The organism is Tabrizicola oligotrophica, assembly GCF_011008935.1.
Lineage (GTDB): Bacteria > Pseudomonadota > Alphaproteobacteria > Rhodobacterales > Rhodobacteraceae > Tabrizicola_A > Tabrizicola_A oligotrophica.
Genome location: NZ_JAAIVJ010000001.1, coordinates 579,958 through 600,689, shown reverse-complemented (window position 1 = coordinate 600,689; position 20,732 = coordinate 579,958). Strand labels below are relative to the sequence as shown.

Here is a 20,732-nt window from a genome sequence, read left to right as displayed (position 1 = left end):
GGCAATTGTTACATCCTGCGGCTAGCCTGTCGGCCAAGCCCGACGCCAGCCGCAGGACGCCCGATGCCCAGCCCGATTTCCCGCCTGTTGCAGGGTGTGCCGATGCCGCTTCTGGTTGTCGGCCGCGATCTGTTCATCATCGAGGCCAACCTTGCGGCGCAGGCGCTGTTTCCCGGTGGTGAAGGCCCGGTCGGGCGGCATCACGGGTTGCTGTTCCGCGCGCCGGACCTTCTGCAGGCCATCGACCGGGCGCTGACCCGGGCCGAGCCGGCGGTGGTGCGGCTGGTGACGCCGACCTCCGGTCCCGACCGGGTGCATGAGGTGACGGTGACACCGCTGGACGAGGGGGTGCTGCTCGCCTTCACCGACCTGACCGAGGCCGAGGAGATGGATCGCATGCGCCGCGATTTCGTGGCCAATGTCAGCCATGAATTGCGCACGCCCCTGACTGCGATTTCCGGGTTTATCGAAACCCTGCGCGGCGCGGCCAAGGAGGATGCCAGGGCACGCGAACGCTTCCTGGCCATCATGGCCGCCGAGGCGGAGCGGATGAACCGGCTGGTGCGCGACCTTTTGCACCTCAGCCGGGTCGAAGCCGAAGAGCGCAACCGACCGGAAAGCCGCGTCGACATTGCGGGCATCGCGCGCTCGGTGGTGGACAGCCTGCAACCGGTTGCCCGGGCGGGCGAAGTGCGGCTGAACCTTGTGGGCGCTGGCCAGGAGATCACCCTGCGCGCCGATCCCGACCAGATGGTGCAGGTGCTGACCAACCTCACCGAAAATGCCGTCAAATACGGCAGCCCTGCCGGTGCGACCGTCACTGTGGCGCTTGGCCGCGAGGACGGGCCGCGCGGGCCGGTGCTGCGGGTGTCGGTCAGCGACCAGGGAGCGGGAATCGACCCCCGGCACATTCCGCGCCTGACCGAGCGATTCTACCGCGTCGACAGTCACAGAAGCCGCGAAAAGGGCGGAACCGGGCTGGGACTGGCCATCGTCAAGCACATCGTCCAGCGCCACCGCGGGCGGCTGGTGATTGAAAGCGAACTTGGAAAGGGAAGCGTTTTCAGCATCTTGCTGCCTATGCCCTGACCTTTTCCTTGGCTTTGCCCTCTGTCCGGCGCATTGTCATGTTGCTGTTACACATCTGTCGCAAAAGCTTGGTCAACGCGACCTAGACCAGCGCCAGACGAAGGGCATCCGGCCCCTCGCATCCAAGACTGGAGTGACAGATGTCTTTCTTCAAACTTTCCGCCTCGACTGTGGCGATCCTTGCCGCCTCGACCGTGATCGCCTCGGCGCGCGACCAGATCCAGGTCACCGGCTCGTCGACCGTGCTGCCCTATGCCACCATCGTCGCCGAGGCCTTTGGCGAGAACTTCGATTTCCCCTCGCCGGTGGTGGAAGGCGGCGGTTCGGGTGCCGGCCGCAAGAAGCTGTGCGAAGGCGTGGGCGAGACCACCGTCGACATCGCCAACTCCTCGTCGCGCATCTCGAAATCGGATCTGGAGCTTTGCGCCACCAACGGCGTGGCCGAGGTGATGGAAGTGCGCATCGGCTATGACGGCATCGTGTTCGCCTCGGACGTCGCCGGCGCCGATTTCGCCTTCACGCCGTCGGACATCTACGGTGCGCTGGCGGCCAAGGTTGCCAAGGATGGCGCGCTGGTCGACAACGCCGCCGCGACCTGGGCCGATGTGAACGCGAGCCTTCCCGCGCAGGACATCCTGGCGCTGATCCCCGGCACCAAGCACGGCACCCGCGAAGTGTTCGACGTCAAGGTGATCGAGGCCGGCTGCAAGGCGACCGGCGCGCTGGACCTGTTCCTGGCGACCGCCGAGGGCGCGGATGACAAGGAAAAGGAAAAGGCCGCCAAGGCGATGTGCCTTGAGCTGCGCACCGACGGCAAATCGGTCGACATCGACGGCGATTACACCGAAACGCTGGCCCGTCTGGATGCCGACAAGAAGGCCGTCGGGGTCTTTGGTCTGTCGTTCTACCAGAACAACACCGACAAGCTGAAGGTCGCCACCATCGACGGCATCGTGCCCGCGACCGAGACGATTGCCTCGGGTGATTACCCGGTGTCGCGTCCGCTCTACTTCTACGTCAAGAAGGCGCATATCGGCGTGATCCCCGGCCTGAAGGAATACATCGAGTTCTTCGTGTCGGACGAGATGGCCGGCCCGGACGGCCCGCTGGCGGAATACGGTCTGGTGTCGGACCCGGAACTGGCCAAGACCCAGGCCGAGGTTGCCGCCGAGACCCCGATGGGTCCGCTGGAATAAGAACCACAGGGGCGGGGCCTTCGGGCCCCGCTTTCCCTTTCCTGACAAGACGAAGGCCTCCCTGATGTCCGTCCTGATGCTTCTTGCGGTGATTGGCGCGCTGGCGCTGGCCGCTTTCGTCCTTGCGCGCCACAGGGCGCTGGCTTCGGCCGGGGGCAATCCGCGCGACCTGCATTCGCTGCCGAACTACTACGGCTGGAACGGGGCGATCTGGGTGCTGCTGCCGGCCATGGCCGGGCTGGTGCTGTGGCTGGTCGTGCAGCCGATGGTGGTCGAAAGCCGCATCTCCGGCACGCTTCCGGCCGAGCTGGTGACCGATGCCGCCGCGCGCGCGCTGACCATGGCCGATGTGCGCCGGGTGGCGGGCGGGCTGGATACTGCAGTGGCGGCAGGCGCGCTCAGTGCGGACGGCTCGGGCCAGATCGACAGCCAGACCACCGACATCCGCGCAGTTCTGGCCGGTGTCGGGGTGGCCCTTGGCGACGAGGTGTCGCCCGAGGTGCTGGCCGCGGCACAAGACTATCGTGCAATGACGGCCTGGGGTGCGGCGGCGCGGTCGGCGCTGGTTCTGGCATTGGCGCTGGCGGGGCTGTTCCGCGGCGTGTCGCGCGGGCACAAGGAGTTCCGCGCCCGCAACGAGGTGGAAAAGGTGGTGCTGGGCCTCCTGGTGGCGGCCTCATCCATCGCCATTTTGACCACCCTTGGCATCGTCGGCTCCATGATAACGGAAACCGCTGATTTCTTTACAAAATACCCGCTGAAGGATTTCTTCTTCTCGCTTACCTGGTCGCCGAACTTCAAGGGCAACTCGGACCTTGGCATGATCCCGCTCTTGTGGGGCACGCTTTATGTCACGCTGGTTGCGCTGATCGTCTGCGTGCCGGTCGGGCTGTTCACCGCGATCTATCTGGCCGAATACGCCTCGCGGGCCACCCGGTCCTGGGTCAAGCCGCTGATCGAGGTCATCGCCGGCATTCCGACTGTGGTGTTCGGCATCTTCGCCCTTGTCACTGTCGGCCCCTTCCTGCGCGACTGGTTTGCCGCGCCGATGGGTCTGGGCGACAGCGGCTCGTCGGTGATGACGGCGGGGCTGGTGATCGGCATCCTGAACATCCCCTTCATCTCGTCCCTGTCCGACGACATCATCAACGCCGTGCCGCAATCCCTGCGCGATGGCAGCTACGGGCTTGGCGCCACGAAATCCGAAACCGTGCGGCAGGTGATCCTGCCCGCCGCGCTGCCGGGCATCGTCGGCGCGGTGCTGATGGCCGCCAGCCGCGCCATTGGCGAGACTATGGTCGTCGTCATGGGGGCAGGGGCGGCGGCGCAGCTCTCGCTCAACCCCTTTGACGCCATGACCACCATGACGGTGAAGATTGTCGGCCAGCTGACCGGTGACACCGATTTCGCCGCGCCCGAAACGCTGGTGGCCTTTGCGCTTGGCATGACGCTGTTTCTCATCACGCTGGGGCTGAACGTCTTTGCCCTCTACATCGTGCGCAAATACCGGGAGCAATACGAATGACCGACCTTTCCGCCCAGCCCGGCCCGGCGCTAGTGTCCCCGGCGCAGTCGATCTACGTCACCAGCCCGGCGATGAAGCGCCGCAATGCCGCCGAAACCCGCTTCCGTGCCTATGGCCTGGTGGCGATTGCGCTGTCGCTGACCATGCTGGCGCTCATGCTGGTGACGATCTTCCGCGATGGCACCTCGTCGTTCTTTCAGGCCCGCCTCGGCTATCCGGTAGAGCTGAGCGAAAAGGTGCTGGACCCCAAGGGCAACCGCAATCGCGACGAAATGGCCAAGGTCACGACGGTTGGCTATGGCAAGGTGCTGGCGGCGGGGCTGATGGCCGAGCTGGAGCGCCAGAAGATCGACCTTGGCGGCTTGAAACCCAAGGAAGTGGCCGAGCTGATCTCGAAGGACGCCGCCGGCTCCTTGCGTGCCATGGTGCTGGCCGACCCGGCGCTGATCGGCAGCACGATCGACGCCAGCGTGTTTGCCGCGGGCCGGATCGACGGCTATCTCAAGGGCCGCGTTACCTTGGAAAGCGCGAAACTCGACAGCAACATCTCGCCCGAACAGCTGCACCTGGCCGACCGGATGCGCGCGGCGGGGCTCCTTGGCTCCGGCTGGAACTGGGAGTTCTTCACCAATCCCGACGCCTCCGACCAGCGGCCCGAAGCGGCCGGTCTGGGCGTGGCGCTCTTGGGCTCGCTTTACCTGATGATCCTCGTCGCCGTGATGTGCGTGCCGGTGGGAGTTGCCGCCTCGATCTATCTTGAGGAATTCGCGCCGAAAAACACCCTGACCGACGCAATCGAGGTCAATGTCTCGAACCTCGCCGCAGTGCCGTCGATCGTCTACGGCATCCTTGGCCTGTCGATCTTCATCAACGTCCTCGGCCTGCCGCAATCCTCCTCGCTGGTGGGGGCGCTGGTCATCAGCCTGATGACGCTGCCGACCATCATCATCGCCACCCGCGCCTCGATCCGCGCCGTGCCGCCGTCGATCCGCGATGCCGCGCTCGGGGTGGGGGCGTCGAAGATGCAGACGGTGTTCCACCATGTGCTGCCCCTGGCCATGCCCGGCATCCTGACCGGCACCATCCTGGGGCTGGCCGCCGGCCTTGGCCAAAGCGCGCCCTTGCTGCTCATCGGCATGGTGGCCTTTGTCGACAACCACCCCTCGGTCCCGGTCGAAGGGTTCCTTGACCCCGCGACCGCCCTGCCGGTGCAGATCTACACCTGGGTCACAAGGTCAGACCCGGCCTTTGTGGAACGCTCGAATGGTGCGATCATCGTGCTCTTGGCGTTCCTTGTCACGATGAACCTTCTGGCGATCCTGCTGCGCCGCAAGTTCGAGCGCCGCTGGTAAGGGGCGGGGGAAGCCATGAAAGATATGCGAATGGAGAGCCGCGTGCAAAGCGCAGTCAACAAGATCGAGGCCCGCAAGGTGCAGGTCTATTACGGCGAAAACCATGCCATCAAGGATGTCGACGTCAACATCCCCGACAAGGCCGTGACCGCCTTCATCGGCCCCTCGGGCTGCGGCAAGTCCACCTTCCTGCGCTGCCTGAACCGGATGAACGACACCATCCCGGTCTGCCGGGTGGAAGGCCTGATCCAGCTCGAAGGCGAGGACATCTATGACAAGCGCGTCGATCCGGTGCAGTTGCGCGCCAAGGTCGGCATGGTGTTCCAGAAGCCGAACCCCTTTCCGAAGTCGATCTATGACAACGTCGCCTACGGCCCGCGCATCCACGGCCTGACCCGCAACAAGGCGGAGCTGGATGAGGTCGTGGAAAGCTGCCTGAAGAAGGCGGCGCTGTGGAACGAGGTCAAGGATCGCCTGCATGCCCCCGGCACCGGGCTTTCGGGCGGCCAGCAACAGCGCCTGTGCATCGCCCGCGCCATCGCCACCGGCCCCGAAGTGCTGCTGATGGACGAGCCCTGCTCGGCGCTTGACCCGATCGCCACCGCGCAGGTCGAGGAACTGATCGACGAGCTGCGCAGCGCCTTTTCCGTGGTGATCGTCACGCATTCCATGCAACAGGCCGCGCGCGTCAGCCAGCACACCGCCTTCTTCCACCTCGGTCATCTGGTGGAATACGGCGAGACCGGGCAGATCTTCACCAACCCGCAGGACCCGCGGACGGAATCCTACATCACCGGCCGGATCGGCTAAGGAGCGACCATGGCGAACGAACACATCCTGCGGGCCTTTGACCGCGATCTCGAGGCCGTGCAGGCGATGATCATGCGGATGGGCGGACTGGTGGAAACCGCGCTTGCCGATGCCGCGCGGGCGCTGGAAAGCCGCGACGAGGTGCTGGCCGATCAGGTGCGCGCCAATGACGCCGCGATCGACCTGCTGGAAGAGCAGGTCAACACCGAATGCGCCCGGCTGATCGCCCTGCGCGCGCCGATGGGCACTGACCTGCGCACCGTCCTGTCGGTGATGAAGATCGCCTCGAATCTGGAGCGCTGCGGCGACTATGCCAAGAACCTTGCCAAACGCTCCAAGTTGCTGGCCGATCTCGCGCCCTTGCCCGAGGCCCATGGCTCGCTCAAGCGGATGAGCCGGCAGGTCAGCCTGCTCTTGAAGGACGCGCTTGACGCCTTCATTGCCCGCGATGCCGGCCTTGCCGCCGAAGTGCGCCTGCGCGACCACGAGGTCGACCAGATGTACAACGCCATCTTCCGCGAACTGCTGACCCATATGCTGGAAGACAGCCGCAAGATCACCCCGGCAATGCAGCTGCATTTCATCGCCAAGAACATCGAGCGGGTGGGCGACCACGCCACGACGATTGCCGAGCAGGTGATCTACATGACCACCGGGCAATTGCCGGGCGACGCCCGGCCCAAGGTCGATGCCGTGCTGGGGCAGGGAGGGCAGGGCTGATGTCCGCCCCAAGGCCCAGCGTCCTTCTGGTCGAGGATGAACCGGCGCAGCGCGAGATCCTGCGCTACAACCTCGAGGCCGAGGGCTTTCAGGTGATCGCTGCCGCCAATGGCGAAGAGGCGATGGAGCGGGTGGCCGAAGGCCTGCCCGACCTGATCCTGCTGGACTGGATGATGCCGCATGTCTCCGGGCTCGAGGTCTGCCGCCGCATCCGCGCCCGGCCCGAGACGCGGGGCATTCCGATCCTGATGCTCTCGGCCCGTTCCGAGGAAGTGGACAAGGTGCGCGGTTTGGAAACCGGGGCAGACGACTATGTCATCAAGCCCTATTCGGTAGCCGAACTGATGGCCCGCCTGCGCGCCCACCTGCGCCGCGTGCGGCCCGCACAGGCGGGTGAAGTGCTGGACTGGCAGGACATCCGGCTTGATCCCGAAACCCATCGCGTCACGCGCGCCGGGGCGGCGCTGAAACTCGGGCCGACCGAGTTCAGGCTCCTGTCCTGCCTGATGGAACGCCCCGGCCGGGTGTTTTCACGCGAACAGCTGCTCGACCGGGTCTGGGGCCGCGACATCTATGTTGACAGCCGGACGGTGGATGTCCATGTCGGGCGCCTGCGCAAGGCGCTGATGGCTACGGGCGGCGATGACCCGCTGCGCACCGTGCGCGGCGCGGGCTACTCGCTGGGCTGAGCGATTTTCATCCGAAAATCGCCCTGCGAAAATCGGGCGATTTTCGCAGGCTCAGCGCCGGGCCTGCCGCAGGAGCGAGATGGTGTAGATCACCAGCGCCGCCCAGATCAGTCCGAAGGCAATCAGGCGCGCGCTGTCGAAAGGCTCGCCGAACCAGAACACCGCGGTCAGGAAGATCATCGTCGGCGCGATGTATTGCATGATGCCGATGGTCGAGAGCTTCAGGAGCTTCGCCCCGTTGGCGTAGATCATCAGCGGTACTGCCGTGACCACGCCGCAGCCCATCAGGAGCGCGGTGTTCGCGGGGGTCGAGGCCATGAACATCGCCTCGCCCCGCAGCCCAAGCCAGACCGCATAACCCAGCGCAAAGGGCAGCAGCAGGATCACCTCCAGCGTGAAGCCCTGATTGGGCCCGATAGGCAGCCTCTTCTTGAAGTAGGCGTAGAACCCCCAGGTCAGCGTCAGGCTCAGCGCCACCACCGGCACCTTGCCAACCTGCCATGTCAGGAAGGCAACCGCGGTTGCCGCCAGCGCAATGGCAAGCTTCTGCGCCCCAGACAGCCGCTCCTTGAGGAGAACCGCACCAAGGAAGATCGAAAACAGCGGGTTGATGTAATAGCCAAGCGCCGCCTCAAGGGCGTGGCCAGTCTGGATCGACCAGACATAGATCCCCCAGTTGACCGAAATCAGCGCCGCCGTGAGGGCCGCCATTGCCAGCATCCGCGGGCTGCCGAGCGCCGCCGCCAGATCGGCGGTACGACCAAGTGCCGCCAGAATGAGCAACGCGATCGGTACCGACCACAGCACCCGATGCGCCAGCACCTCCAGCGTCGGGATCTCGGCCAGCGCCTTCATGTAGAGCGGCAGGAAGCCCCAGAGGAGATAGGCCACCAGCGCAAAGGCAAAGCCGCGGGGGGTGTCGACGTTCTGGGGGGATGTTGCACTCATGCGCCCTGACTAGCGCAGGGCGGCGGCGGCGGCCAATGCAATCTTGTGACCCCTACAATAAGCCGGCGTTATGGCCGGCCCCGTTGCAGATGGTCGCTGGTGAAGGTCGGACAGCCCTCGGCCGTGACCTGGCTAGATGCGTGACTTGGCCAGATGATCGCGCAGGCCGGCGTCGACCCTGGCCTGCCGATGCCAGCCGCCCTCAGGATGCGGTGCGAGCGTGCGGGGCGCGACGATCCGCGCCGCTTCGGTTATGCCTGCCGCCACTTGCCGGGGGCGAGCCCCTCGAGCGTCCAGTCCCCGACCCGCCAGCGGATCAGCCGCAGGCAGGGCAGCCCGACAGCGGCGCACATCCGGCGCACCTGCCGGTTGCGCCCCTCGCGGATGGTCAGCTCGATCCAGCCGTCCGGCACCGTCTTGCGCTCGCGGATTGGCGGCACGCGGGGCCAGAGCCAGTCCGGCGGCGGCACCGCGCGGGCGCGGGCGGGCAGGGTGGGGCCGTCCTTCAGCGTGACCCCCTGCCGCAGCGCCGCAAGCGCCGCCTCGCCCGCCAGCCCCTCGACCTGCGCGAAATAGGTCTTTTCCATCTTGTGCCGCGGGTCGGCGATGCGGGCCTGCAGGCGCCCGTCATCGGTCAGGATCACCAGCCCCTCGGAATCGCGGTCAAGCCGCCCGGCGGGATAGACCCCCTTCACGCCGACGAAATCGGCCAGCGTGGCGCGCCCCTCGCCATCGGTGAACTGGCACAGCACGTCATAGGGCTTGTTCAGGCAAATCAGCATGGCGCCTTCTAGCACAGGCCTTGCCGCCCGCGCCACGCCGTGCCAGCCTGCCGGCATGGAAAAGATCACCATCATCGGCGCCGGGCTGATCGGCGCCGCGCTGGCCTTTGAGCTGACCCGCCGTGGCCGCGACGTCACCGTGGTCGAGGCCGGGCTGCCCGCCGCCATGGCCTCGGGGCGCAGTTTCGGCTGGATCAACGCCAGCTTCTCGCTGTCGGAGGCGCATTTCGCGCTGCGCCTTGCCGGGATGGCCGCGCATGAGCGGCTGGCGCGGGCGCTGCCGGGGCTGCACCGGGCCAGTGGCTGCCTGTGGTGGGAGGAGGCGGGCGAGGCGCTTGCCGCCACCGCCGCGCGTCTCGAGGCGGCGGGCTATCCGCTGGAGCGGCTCGGCCGGGCCGGGATTGCCCGGCGCGAACCGGCCCTGACCGCCCCGCCGGAGGAGGCGCTGTTCTTTCCGACGGAAGGCTGGGTCGATGCCGCGGAGCTGAGCCGGGCGCTGCTCGCCGCCTCGGGCGCGCGGGTGCTGAGCGGGGTGCGCGGCCAACTGCGGGTTGCGGAGGGTCGCGTCACCGGCGTCGAAACGCCCCACGGCCCGCTGGCCGCCGATCAGGTGGTGATCGCGGCGGGGCTTGGCGCGCCCGACCTGCTGGCCCCGCTCGGGCTGGCGCTGCCGATGCTGCACCGGCCCGGCCTGCTGCTGCGCAGCGCGCCGGTCGGCCTGCGGCTGGCCCATATCCTTGCCGGCCCCGAACAGGAACTTCGGCAAGAGGATGACGGCCGGCTTCTGGCCCCGGCGGCGGCGTTCCATCAGTCGGACGCGGGCGACGATCTTTCCGACCCGCTCGGTCAGGCGGTCGCGGCGCTGGCGCGCATTTCGGCGCTCTTGGGCCTGAAGGACCTGCGGGTCGAAACGGTGATGCAGGCCGACCGGCCGGTGCCGGGCGACGGGCTGCCGATCATCGGCGCGGTGGCGGGCGTGCCGGGGCTCTGGCTTTCGGTGATGCATTCCGGCGTGACGCTGGCGGCCATCGCAGCCGAGGCGCTGGCGGCCGAAATGACCGGGCAGGGGATCTTGCCCGAGGCTGCGCCCTTCCGGCCGGACCGGCTGCTGCGGCCGGTCTGACGGCCGGTTGTCAGTCTGTCTCAGACAGTTCCATCACCACGCCGATAAAAGACGCGGGCTGTACTTCATCCAGCCGCTTGAGCTCACCCCGCGATGAGGTTTCGGAATATAGCAGACCAGCAGAATTCAGTGGGCCGATATCCAAGACGTCTCCGGGTATTACATCCCATGTGACGTTTTTTGCAGCCTCGGCCGAATATACTTTCATGATCGGCTTTCCCATGGATTTCGCGCCCGCCGTCGAAAAATTGGCCATGCTTTCGACGCGATTCCGTCGATCAAGCCGCACATGAAGTCCGCTGCGCGAATTGGGGTGAACCAAGGCGGCAAGCCCCACCACAGCGCCCTTGCGCGAAAACTCCATTCGATAATTGATAGGCGCAACAAGCGCCGAAATGCGGGAATTCTCGAAACGCTCGCCAGTCTTGGCAAGCTCGACATGAAGTTCCCCCGGGCCACACCGCAAGGGTGAAACATTCATTGGCCTTTGAGCCTTGCCAAGTGCCGTCTTCACGCCAGCAATGATGAAGTTGCGAATTTCCGGATCATCGGCATAATGTGCCTTGTTGCGATAGAGTCTCCGGGGAACTCGCGGGACGTCATTCTGCAAGCGCCAAGTCTGTGATACGTCAAATATTTCAATACCATAGTGTTGAAACAGCGCATGCAACATCGAATAGTACGGCATGCGTTCTTCTGCCATTTCTTGGTCCAGCGGTGTGAACACCGCGGCGGCAAGTTTCAATTCACGCCGCGCACATTCCCGGATGAATCTTTCAGTATTTCCCAACGCTATTTCAGGGTCTAACCCTTTGGTAATATGGTTGGCCTCATTCAGGGCATATTCCCAGACCACCACATCACCAGGTTCGTGCCTGATCTTGGCATTGGTAAGCATCTGGTAGATTGCTGTAACCGAAGTAGTCGCCCCGATGGAGTGATTGACTACGGAGTGGGGCGGAAAATCTTCCTGTAATCCCGCAGTCCAGCCTGTTTTAAGAAGCGAGTTGGAACCGCCATAAATAAAAACCGTCACGACCATAGACCCCGAAAATTCAACCTGGACGGGAATACCATTACAAGATGCGCGCCCGGCGTCAAGAGCCGGGCGCGCTTGACGCCGCGTCAGCGCCTCAGGATTTCAGGATCGAGCGCCCGGCGTATTCTGCCGTCTCGCCCAGCATTTCCTCGATGCGGATCAGCTGGTTGTACTTGGCCAGCCGGTCGGAGCGGGAAAGCGAGCCGGTCTTGATCTGGCCGCAGTTGGTGGCCACCGCCAGATCGGCGATCGTCGAATCCTCGGTCTCGCCCGAGCGGTGGCTCATCACGTTGCTGTAGCGCGCGCGATGCGCCATATCGACGGCCTGCAGCGTCTCGGTCAGGGTGCCGATCTGGTTCACCTTCACCAGCATGGAATTCGCCACGCCCTTGGAAATCCCCTCGGCCAGACGGCGCGGGTTGGTGACGAACAGGTCGTCGCCGACCAGTTGCACCTTGGCCCCGAGCGTGTCGGTCAGAAGCTTCCAGCCCTCCCAGTCATCCTCCGAGCAGCCGTCCTCGATCGAGATGATCGGGTAATCGGCGGCAAGGCCAGCAAGGAACTCGACGTTCTGCGCGATGGTCAGCGACTTGCCTTCGCCCTTCATCTCGTACTTGCCGCCCTTGAAATACTCGGTCGCGGCGCAGTCGAGCGCGAGGAACATGTCCTGTCCCGGCTTGTAGCCGGCCTTCTCGATGGATTTCAGAATGAAATCCAGGGCTTCGCGCGCGGACTTCAGGTTCGGCGCAAAGCCGCCCTCATCGCCGATCCCGGTGTTGTGGCCGGCCTTCTGCAGCTCTTTCTTCAGGGTGTGGAACACCTCGGCGCCCATGCGGATGGCTTCGCGGATGTCCTGCGCGCCGACCGGCATGATCATGAATTCCTGGATGTCGATCGGGTTGTCGGCATGCTCGCCGCCGTTGATGATGTTCATCATCGGAACCGGCAGCATGCGGGCCGAAGTGCCGCCGATGTAGCGATAAAGCGGCTGCGCGGTGAATTCGGCGGCCGCCTTGGCCACGGCGAGCGAGACGCCGAGAATGGCATTGGCGCCGAGGCGCGACTTGTTCGGCGTGCCGTCCATCTCGATCATGGTGCGGTCGATGCCGACCTGTTCGGTGGCGTCAAAGCCCACCAGTTCTTCGGCAATCTCGCCATTCACCGCCGCAACCGCCTCCAGCACGCCCTTGCCAAGGTAGCGCGCCTTGTCGCCATCGCGGCGCTCGTTGGCCTCATGCGCGCCGGTCGAGGCGCCCGAGGGCACCGCGGCGCGGCCCATGGCGCCGCTTTCAAGGGTGACGTCGACTTCGACCGTCGGGTTGCCCCGGCTGTCCAGAATTTCGCGGGCGTGAATGTCGATGATCGTGCTCATGGGGCGCTCCCTCGGCCTGAATGCTCTCGTGCGCCTCATACACGCTTGAGGCGCGCAAGGAAAGTCTCTGCGGTGCGGCGAGAGGGTCAGCCGGTGACGCGGGCGGCCCTTGCGCGGATCCGTTCGCGGGCAAAGGTGTAAAGCCCCGATCCGATGATGAGCGCCGCCCCGATCAGCATGGCCGGGCCGGGCTGTTCGCCGAGAAACAGCATCGCCAGGATCAGCGCAAAGACCAGCCGGGTATAGCGGAACGGCGCGATGACGGCGGCTTCGCCCAGACGGGTGGCGGCGGTCACGGCGTAATAGCCGAAGAGCCCCGAGATCAGCGCCATGGCAAGGTCGAACCAGCGGGTCGGGTCGATCGCGGTGACGCGGTCGCCCGCAAGGACCATCAGCACCAGCCCCGCCGGCACCAGCGCCAGATAGGCCCAGGTGACAAGCTGGAAGGTGCCGATGTCGGCGGGCATGGCGCGGGTGGACAGATCGCGCGCGGCCAGCATCACGACGCAAAGCACGGTCAGGATGCCGGCGGCCTGAAAGCTGTCGTTCCACGGTTGCAACACGATCAGCACGCCGGCAAAGCCGGTGGCAATCGCCGTCCAGCGCCGCCAGCCCACCGGTTCACCCAGAAACAGCGCCGCCCCCATGGTGACGACCAGCGGCGAGGCTTGCAGCAGCGCCGAGTTGACCGACAGCGGAATCAGCGCCAGCGCCGTGATGTAGAGCATGGTCGCGCCGGCTTCGGACAGCGAGCGCACCAGCGCCGCACCGCGCAGCGCCGGCGCGGTCAGGATGCGCTGGCGCTTCAGCGCCGCGAGCAGCCAGAACACCAGCGCCCCGCCCGCGCCCATCATCGCAATCACCTGACCGGGCGGCAGCGCCATGGCGGCGCGCTTCAGGAACAGATCCTCGACGGCAAAGGCCGCCATCGAGCCAACCATCAGCAGGGTGGCCGCGGTGTTGTCGGTATGTCTCACGCCTTGGCCTTCTTCAGCGGCACCGCCAGCAGTTCCAGCCGGTGCCCGATCAGCTTGTAGCCCAGCCGCGCGGCGATCTTTTCCTGCAGGGCCTCGATTTCGGGATCGACGAATTCGATCACCGCGCCGGTCGAGACATCAATCAGGTGGTCATGGTGGTCGCGCTCGGCATCCTCATAGCGGGCGCGGCCATCGCCGAATTCCAGCTTGTCCAGAATCCCCGCCTCTTCCAGCAGCTTTACCGTGCGGTAGACTGTGGCGAGCGAGATCTTCGGATCCACCGCCGCGGCGCGGGCAAAGAGTTCCTCGACATCGGGGTGATCCTCGGCCTCGCCGATGACGCGCGCCAGAACCCGGCGCTGGTCGGTCATCCGCAGGCCCTTGGCCTCGCATCGGGCGATGATGTCGCGCATGGGCGGTGTCCTTTTCTCTCCCGGCGCTTTACGCCATCAGCGGCCGCAGGACCAGAGGCAAGGCAGGCTGGCGGGTGGGCGGGCAGGGAGGTGCAGGGACGGGCTGGATGCGGCAGGACTGGCGCTGGCTTTCCCTTGCACAGCGGCGATTCTTGCGCGGCCTGCGGGGGCGGGACACAAGATCTGGTGGGCACGGCCGTTCTCGCCCGCAAGACCAGCCTGCGCGTGGCGGGACCAGTGGCGCAGCGGATCTGGAGGGTCGCCGTCTCCGCCCCGATTCTCTTGGGGGCGAGCCTTGGCTTCGGCCCGTTCCTGCGGGCGGTCGTCGTGGCGGGGGGGGCTTTGTGGCATGGCGCTTGTCGGTCAACCCGACGGCCACGCTGGCAGGTTTTCCCTCGCTGGCCGCGGCCTTCGCCATTCGCCTTGGCCTCATGTTCCATGACGAACCGCTTACCCTGGCGCGGGTTGTGGCATTTCTGCTTGTCGCGGCGGGAATCATTCCGGTGAACCGCCGGGCCGGCCGGGGCTGGGTCTGCTTCAGAGTCTGCATCGGCCTTGCCCGGCAAGCAGGCCGATTCCAAAGGGAAAAGCGCTTTCTTCACAGGGCTTGTGAAGGAGTGCCGCAAGAGGCCGTCGTCGGCAGGCCTTGCCACCCCTAGACGGCGGGCCTGCGGTCAAGCACAAAATCTTGTGGATGAGTTAAAAAATCCAATTGCCGCGCGGCCGGAATTCCGACAATTTGATGAGGTCGCCCGCCAAACCACAAGATATAGTGGAGACGGACAGATGGTCACCGATCCAGATCAGCGCCAGAGCACCGGCGCGGCCCTTTTTGCCAAGCGCGGGAAGGATCGGTGGGCATGTGTTTTGCGGGCAGGGGAAATGCAACCAAAACGGCAGGGGAAAATCCCCGCCAGGCACGGGACGGAGACGGGGCATGAAAATCGAGCGGAAGTTCACTACGGCCGAGGCCGGGGCTTACGGCGAAATGGCGTTTCAGATCACCACATCGGAGATCCGCAATCCCGATGGCAAGGTGGTGTTCCGCAACGAGGCGGTCGAAGTGCCGGACGGCTGGAGCCAGGTGGCGTCCGACGTTCTGGCGCAGAAATACTTCCGCAAGGCCGGCATTCCCGCGGCGTTGAAGCGCGTCAAGGAAAAGGGCGTGCCCGAGTTCCTCTGGCGTTCGGTCCCCGATGACGAGGCGCTGGCCAAACTTCCGCTGGACGCGCGGATGGTGGGCGAAACCTCGGCCAGGCAGGTGTTCGACCGTCTGGCCGGCGCCTGGGCCTATTGGGGCTGGAAGGGCGGCTATTTCTCGACCGAGGCCGACGCCCGCGCCTATTACGACGAGATGCGCTTCATGCTGGCCCGCCAGATGGCCGCGCCGAACAGCCCGCAATGGTTCAACACCGGGCTGCACTGGGCCTATGGCATCGACGGCCCGTCGCAGGGCCACTACTATGTCGACCACAAGACGGGCGAGCTGACCAAATCGGCCTCGGCCTATGAGCATCCCCAGCCGCATGCCTGCTTCATCCAGTCGGTGAAAGACGATCTCGTCGGCGACGGCGGCATCATGGACCTGTGGGTGCGGGAAGCGCGGCTGTTCAAATACGGTTCGGGCACCGGCACCAACTTCTCCTCGCTTCGCGGTGAGGGCGAGAAACTGTCGGGCGGCGGCAAGTCTTCCGGCCTGATGGGCTTCCTGAAGATCGGCGACCGCGCGGCGGGGGCGATCAAGTCGGGCGGCACCACGCGGCGCGCGGCCAAGATGGTCATCGCCGACATGGACCACCCCGATATCGAGGCCTTCATCAACTGGAAGGTCATCGAAGAGCAGAAGGTGGCGAGCCTCGTCGCCGGCTCGAAGATGCATGAGCAGAAGCTGAACGAGATCTTCGCGGCGATCCGGGCCTGGGACGGCTCGAGCGAGGACGCGGTGGATCCGGCGAAGAACCCCGGCCTGAAAGCGGCGATCCGCGGCGCGAAAAAGGCCATGATCCCCGACACCTACACCAACCGCGTGCTGCAATACGCAGCCCAAGGATTCGACAGCATCGAATTCCCGACCTATGACACCGACTGGGATTCGGAAGCCTATATCACTGTCTCGGGCCAGAACTCGAACAACTCGGTCCGCGTCACCGACGCCTTCCTCAAGGCGGTGAAGAACGACCAGCCCTGGGAGCTGATCCGCCGCACCGATGGCAAGGTCGCCAAGACCGTCTCGGCGCGCGAGCTCTGGGACCAGATCGGCCATGCCGCCTGGGCCTGTGCCGACCCCGGCATCCAGTTCCACGACACGGTGAACGCCTGGCACACCTGCCCGGCGGATGGCCCGATCCGCGGCTCGAACCCCTGCTCGGAATACATGTTCCTTGACGACACCGCCTGCAATCTGGCGTCGATGAACCTGCTGACCTTCTTCCATAACGGCAAGTTCGACGCCGAAGCCTATATCCACGCCTCGCGGCTGTGGACTGTCACGCTGGAAATCTCGGTGATGATGGCGCAGTTCCCGTCGAAGGAAATCGCGCAACTCAGCTACGACTTCCGCACGCTGGGGCTTGGCTATGCCAATATCGGCGGGCTCCTGATGAACATGGGCCTTGGCTATGACAGCGACGAGGGCCGGGCGCTGGCCGGCGCGCTGACCGCGATCATGACCGGCATCTCCTATGCCACCTCGGCCGAAATGGCCGCCGAGCTGGGCGCCTTCCCCGGCTATGCGCGCAACAAGCACCACATGCTGCGCGTCATTAGCAACCACCGCGCCGCCGCCTGGAACAAGGGCAAGTATGAGGATCTGAACGTCGCCCCGGTGGCGCTGGATGCCGCCAACTGCCCCGACCAGACCCTTGTGACGCTGGCCCGCTCGGCCTGGGATGAGGCGCTGGCGCTTGGCGAAAAGCACGGCTTCCGCAACGCCCAGACCACGGTGATCGCGCCCACCGGCACCATCGGCCTTGTCATGGATTGCGACACCACCGGCATCGAACCCGATTTTGCACTGGTGAAGTTCAAGAAGCTGGCCGGCGGCGGTTATTTCAAGATCATCAATCAGTCGGTTCCGGCGGCGCTGGAGAAACTCGGCTATTCCACCAGCCAGTCGGCGGAGATCGTCGCCTATGCCGTCGGCCATGGCTCGATCGGCAATTGCCCCGGCATCAACCCGACCGCGCTGATCGGCCACGGCTTCGGCCCGCGCGAGCTGGAAAAGGTCGAGGCCGCGCTGCCTTCGGCCTTCGACATCCGCTTCGTCTTCAACCAGTGGACCCTGGGCGAGGAGTTCTGCACCCAGACCCTCGGCATCCCGGCGGAAAAGCTCAACGACCCGACCTTCGACCTGCTGCGCCACCTCGGCTTTACCAAGGCGCAGATCGACGCCGCCAATGACCATGTTTGCGGCACGATGACGCTGGAAGGCGCGCCCTTCCTGAAGGCCGAACATTACAATGTCTTCGACTGCGCCAACCCCTGCGGCAAGAAGGGCACGCGCTATCTGTCGGTCAACGCGCACATCTACATGATGGCGGCGGCGCAAAGCTTCATCTCGGGGGCAATTTCCAAGACCATCAACATGCCGAACTCGGCCACGATCGAGGAAACGCTGGCGGCCTATGAACTCAGCCATTCGCTCGGCATCAAGGCCAACGCGCTTTACCGCGACGGCTCCAAGCTCAGCCAGCCGCTTGCCGCCGCGCTGATCGAGGATGACGAAGAGGCCGAAGAAATCCTCGCCACCGGCTCGGCGCAGGAAAAGGCCGCCGTTCTGGCCGAAAAGATCGTCGAGAAGATCATCGTCAAGGAAATCATCCGCACCAACCGCGAAAAGCTGCCCGAGCGCCGCAAGGGCTACACGCAAAAGGCCATCGTCGGCGGCCACAAGGTTTACCTGCGCACCGGCGAATATGGTGACGGGCGGCTGGGCGAGATTTTCATCGACATGCACAAGGAAGGCGCGGGCTTCCGCGCCATGATGAACAACTTTGCCATCGCGGTTTCCGTGGGCCTGCAATACGGCGTGCCGCTGGAGGAGTTTGTCGAGGCCTTCACCTTCACCCGCTTTGAACCGGCGGGCATGGTGCAGGGCAACGACTCGATCAAGAACGCCACCTCGATCCTTGACTATATCTTCCGCGAACTGGCGATCTCCTACCTTGACCGCACCGATCTCGCGCATGTCAAACCCACCGGCGCCGCCTTTGACGATCTGGGGCGCGGCGACAACGAGGGCAAGCGCAACTTCGGCGAAGTCAGCGACGGGGCGGCCTCGAAATCGGTGGAACTCCTGAAGTCGATCTCCTCGACCGGCTACCTGCGCAAGCGCCTGCCGCAAGAGTTGATGGTGTTTCAGGGCGGCATCAGCGCCGCCGGGGCCACCGCGCTTGCCGGCAGCGACCCGGTGACAGCCTTGAACATGCTGGTGCCGGACACCGCGCAACCCACGGGCGGCATGAGCTCGGCCACGGCGATCTCCTCGGGTACCGTCTCGATGGACGCCCGCACCAAGGCCAAGATGCAGGGCTACGAGGGCGATCCTTGCGGCGAATGCGGCAACTACACGCTGGTCAGGAACGGCACCTGCATGAAGTGCAACACTTGCGGCGGAACGAGCGGGTGTAGCTAAGCCCCGGCGTAAAATCGACAATCCGGGGGCCCGTCGTGGCCCCCGGTTTCGTTTTGGCCTTGCGCTCGGGCGCCTCTGAGGCAGGGTGGGGCGAGGAGAGTGCCATGGCCCATGCCCATACCCACCACCATGCCGCCGAGGCGGAGGAGAGCCTGATCCTGCCCGGCCTTGTGGTTCTGGGCATGGCGGCGGGTCTTGCGGCGCATTTCGCCGGGCGGCATGATCTGGATCTCTGGGGCTATGGGCTGGTCTATCTGGCGGGCGGCGTGCCCTCGGCGCTCGAGGCGCTGCGCAGCCTGCTCCGCGCCCACATCCTGGACATCGACCTCCTGATGGTGCTGGCCGCCCTTGCCGCCGCGGTGGTGGGGGCGCCGCTGGAAGGCGCAATCCTCCTGACCCTGTTCACCCTCGCCGGCGCGCTCGAACATCGCGCCATGGGCCGCGCCCGCCGCGCGCTCGAGGCGCTGATGGCACTGCGCCCGGAAACCGCGCTCTTGCGCGACGGGGCGTGCGTGCGCGAGGTGCCCGCCGACAGCCTGCAGCCGGGCGATGTGGTGGTGCTGCGTCCCGGCGCGCGGGTGCCGGTCGACGGGGTGATCGTCGCGGGCGAGGGGGCCTTGGACGAATCCACCCTGACCGGCGAAGCCGAGCCACGCCACAAGACCCCCGGCGCGGCGCTTTACGAGGCGACGGTGAACCTTGACGGTGTGCTTGACATGGCGGTGACGCGGGCGCTTTCCGACAGCACGGTGGCGCGCATGATCCATCTGGTGACCGAGGCGCAGGCGGCGCGGGCGCCGTCCGAGCGCTTCTCGGCATGGTTCGGCCAGCGCTATACGGTGGCGGTGCTGGCCGGCGCGCTGGCGGCCTGGGCGGTGATGCTGGGCTGGGGCCTGCCGCCGGATCTTGCGCTGTACCGCGCCGCGACGCTGCTGGTCGCCGCCAGCCCCTGCGCCATCGTCATTTCAGTGCCCGCCGCCATCCTGTCCGCGTTGTCCGCGGCCGCGCGTGGCGGGGTGCTGTTCAAGGGCGGCGCGGCGCTGGAAACGCTGGCCGAGGTGCGCGCCTTTGCCTTTGACAAGACCGGCACCCTGACCACCGGACGGGCCGAAGTGGCGCGGATCGTCGCGCCGGGGATGGCCGAGGACGCCTTCCTTGGTCTCGTCTCGGGGCTCGAGGCGCAGTCCGAACACCCCATCGCCAGCGCCATCCGCCGCGAGGTGGCCGAACGCGGGCTGAAGGTCGAGGAACGGCCTGATGTTCGCAGCCTGCCGTCGCTGGGCATCGCCAGCGGTCAGGGCGAGGCGATGCTCTGGGCCGGAAACTTGCGCCTTGTCAAACAGATGAGGGCAGATCCTCAGGTGGATTGGCTGGCCGGGCTGCAAGCCGACGATCGCACGCTGATTCATGTCGGACAGGGCGCGCGGCTGATCGGCGCGCTGTCGGTGGCCGACCAGCCGCGCGCAACCTCGCGCGATGCGCTGACCGCGCTGCGCGCCACGGGCGCGACGCTTGCCATGCTGACCGGAGACCGGGAACCCGTGGCGCAGCGCATCGCGGCCGAACTGGGCTTGCGACCCGAGGAAACGCTGGCCGACCTTCTGCCCGAGGACAAGGTGGCGTTGGTGGCGGAGCTCGCCGCCAAGGGACGCGTCGCCTTTGTCGGCGACGGGGTGAACGATGCCGCGGCGCTCGCCCGGGCCGATATCGGAGTGGCGATGGGGGCGGCGGGCAGCGAGGTGGCGCTGCAGGCCGCCGATGTCGCGCTGCTCTCCGAAGAGATGACCCAGCTTCCCGCCGCCTATCGGCTGGCCCGCCGCACCCGCGCCATCATCCGGCAGAATCTGGCCTTTTCGCTTGGCGCCATGGCAGTTCTGGTGCTGGGCGCGCTCCTGTGGGAGCTGCCGCTGCCCTTGGCCGTGATCGGCCATGAAGGCGGCACGGTGCTGGTGGTGCTGAACGGCCTGCGGCTGCTCGGCGACCCGATCCGGCGGGGCGGTGGGGCGACCGAATGAGAGTCGTACGTTAGTACAACCTCGACATGGCCCCCGCCTCCTGCCGACG

At 65.9% G+C, this 20,732-nt stretch carries 17 protein-coding genes; 10 read left to right on the top strand and 7 right to left on the bottom strand.

The features are described 5' to 3' along the window. Window positions 1-63 precede the first annotated feature (63 nt). From G4Z14_RS02885 to phoB, 7 genes are all read left to right on the top strand, one after another. Window positions 64-1,089 carry an ATP-binding protein gene (locus G4Z14_RS02885; protein WP_164623232.1) on the top strand — a complete coding sequence of 342 codons (1,026 nt, stop codon included), beginning with the start codon at window positions 64-66 and terminating at the stop codon, window positions 1,087-1,089. A 140-nt stretch (window positions 1,090-1,229) separates the two neighbouring features. After that, on the top strand, window positions 1,230-2,285 hold the full coding sequence (locus G4Z14_RS02880) for a PstS family phosphate ABC transporter substrate-binding protein (RefSeq protein ID WP_164623231.1): 1,056 nt from the start codon (window positions 1,230-1,232) through the stop codon (window positions 2,283-2,285). Between the two features lie 64 nt (window positions 2,286-2,349). Beyond that, entirely contained in the window at window positions 2,350-3,810 is a 1,461-nt protein-coding gene (gene pstC, locus G4Z14_RS02875; RefSeq protein WP_164623230.1) for a phosphate ABC transporter permease subunit PstC, read from the top strand. Then, complete coding sequence (pstA, locus tag G4Z14_RS02870; protein ID WP_164623229.1) at window positions 3,807-5,162, top strand: phosphate ABC transporter permease PstA; 1,356 nt, start codon at window positions 3,807-3,809, stop codon at window positions 5,160-5,162. Before pstC ends, pstA begins: the two co-directional genes overlap by 4 nt. A gap of 15 nt (window positions 5,163-5,177) precedes the next feature. Next, window positions 5,178-5,972, top strand: coding sequence for a phosphate ABC transporter ATP-binding protein PstB (pstB, locus tag G4Z14_RS02865; protein WP_164623228.1), 795 nt, complete (start codon window positions 5,178-5,180; stop codon window positions 5,970-5,972). 9 nt (window positions 5,973-5,981) lie between these two features. Then, window positions 5,982-6,692 carry a phosphate signaling complex protein PhoU gene (gene phoU / locus G4Z14_RS02860; protein ID WP_164623227.1) on the top strand — a complete coding sequence of 237 codons (711 nt, stop codon included), beginning with the start codon at window positions 5,982-5,984 and terminating at the stop codon, window positions 6,690-6,692. Beyond that, window positions 6,692-7,381 (top strand): phosphate regulon transcriptional regulator PhoB, encoded by a 690-nt coding sequence (gene phoB / locus G4Z14_RS02855; RefSeq protein WP_164623226.1) that lies wholly within the window; start codon window positions 6,692-6,694, stop codon window positions 7,379-7,381. The genes phoU and phoB overlap by 1 nt, the downstream gene beginning before the upstream one ends. 51 nt (window positions 7,382-7,432) lie before the next feature. Here the strand turns inward: phoB and rarD are convergent, their stop codons facing one another. The 3 genes from rarD to G4Z14_RS02845 form a co-directional block, all read right to left on the bottom strand. Further along, a complete protein-coding gene (gene rarD, locus G4Z14_RS02850) occupies window positions 7,433-8,329 on the bottom strand; it encodes an EamA family transporter RarD (RefSeq protein ID WP_164623225.1) in 897 nt (298 codons plus the stop codon). Window positions 8,330-8,461: 132 nt separating this feature from the next. Next, entirely contained in the window at window positions 8,462-8,596 is a 135-nt protein-coding gene (locus tag G4Z14_RS19065; RefSeq protein ID WP_265331845.1) for a hypothetical protein, read from the bottom strand. After that, a complete protein-coding gene (locus G4Z14_RS02845; protein ID WP_164623509.1) occupies window positions 8,581-9,111 on the bottom strand; it encodes a pseudouridine synthase in 531 nt (176 codons plus the stop codon). Before G4Z14_RS02845 ends, G4Z14_RS19065 begins: the two co-directional genes overlap by 16 nt. Window positions 9,112-9,166: 55 nt before the next feature. Between G4Z14_RS02845 and G4Z14_RS02840 the strand changes: the two genes are divergently transcribed. Continuing rightward, window positions 9,167-10,234, top strand: a complete 1,068-nt coding sequence (locus tag G4Z14_RS02840) for an NAD(P)/FAD-dependent oxidoreductase (RefSeq protein WP_164623224.1) — start codon at window positions 9,167-9,169, stop codon at window positions 10,232-10,234. A 10-nt stretch (window positions 10,235-10,244) separates the two neighbouring features. On the opposite strand, the gene G4Z14_RS02835 is transcribed toward G4Z14_RS02840, so the two are convergent. From G4Z14_RS02835 to G4Z14_RS02820, 4 genes are all read right to left on the bottom strand, one after another. Further along, window positions 10,245-11,276 (bottom strand): SGNH/GDSL hydrolase family protein, encoded by a 1,032-nt coding sequence (locus tag G4Z14_RS02835; RefSeq protein ID WP_164623223.1) that lies wholly within the window; start codon window positions 11,274-11,276, stop codon window positions 10,245-10,247. 91 nt (window positions 11,277-11,367) lie between these two features. Beyond that, window positions 11,368-12,645 (bottom strand): phosphopyruvate hydratase, encoded by a 1,278-nt coding sequence (gene eno / locus G4Z14_RS02830; RefSeq protein ID WP_164623222.1) that lies wholly within the window; start codon window positions 12,643-12,645, stop codon window positions 11,368-11,370. Window positions 12,646-12,731: 86 nt separating this feature from the next. Next, window positions 12,732-13,622 carry a DMT family transporter gene (locus G4Z14_RS02825; RefSeq protein WP_321572993.1) on the bottom strand — a complete coding sequence of 297 codons (891 nt, stop codon included), beginning with the start codon at window positions 13,620-13,622 and terminating at the stop codon, window positions 12,732-12,734. Continuing rightward, complete coding sequence (locus G4Z14_RS02820) at window positions 13,619-14,035, bottom strand: Fur family transcriptional regulator (RefSeq protein ID WP_164623221.1); 417 nt, start codon at window positions 14,033-14,035, stop codon at window positions 13,619-13,621. Before G4Z14_RS02820 ends, G4Z14_RS02825 begins: the two co-directional genes overlap by 4 nt. Window positions 14,036-14,972: 937 nt before the next feature. Here G4Z14_RS02820 and G4Z14_RS02815 point away from each other — a divergent pair. Continuing rightward, the gene (locus G4Z14_RS02815; RefSeq protein WP_164623220.1) at window positions 14,973-18,668 is read left to right on the top strand and encodes a vitamin B12-dependent ribonucleotide reductase; all 3,696 of its coding nucleotides are present in this window, start codon (window positions 14,973-14,975) and stop codon (window positions 18,666-18,668) included. 104 nt (window positions 18,669-18,772) lie between these two features. Continuing rightward, entirely contained in the window at window positions 18,773-20,683 is a 1,911-nt protein-coding gene (locus G4Z14_RS02810) for a heavy metal translocating P-type ATPase (protein ID WP_164623219.1), read from the top strand. Window positions 20,684-20,732: the final 49 nt, after the last annotated feature.